Origin of the sequence: Salmonella sp. SAL4457 (genome assembly GCF_046548235.1) — a bacterium.
In the GTDB taxonomy this organism is placed as follows: domain Bacteria; phylum Pseudomonadota; class Gammaproteobacteria; order Enterobacterales; family Enterobacteriaceae; genus Salmonella; species Salmonella enterica.
Genome location: NZ_JBGDZO010000550.1, coordinates 1 through 269 on the forward strand (window position 1 = coordinate 1; position 269 = coordinate 269).

General features: G+C 64.3%; 1 pseudogene. It reads right to left on the reverse strand.

From position 1 onward, the window contains the following. Positions 1 to 269: pseudogene (locus ACLJNW_RS25425) on the reverse strand (cytochrome C); the annotation flags it as partial.

A 269-nucleotide genomic window follows, 5' to 3' on the forward strand; every position in this document is an offset into this window, starting at 1 on the left:
GTGCTGTGGTGGATGACATCGGTCATGCTGCCGGACACCGTGGCGAAGCGGTTCTGCCCGGTCTTCAGCAACTGCACGGTGTCCTCCACCGTCCACAGGTTGCGCAGGCTCAGGGCTTGCCATTGTTCGACGGTTTCTCCGGCGAGGTAGAACTGCCCGGAACGACCGGCTTCGCTCATGGCTTTTTCCTGGAAGGCGATGCCGCGCGGAGTATGGCAGGCGCCGCAGTGGCCGAGCCCCTGTACCAGGTAGGCGCCGCGGTTGATCAC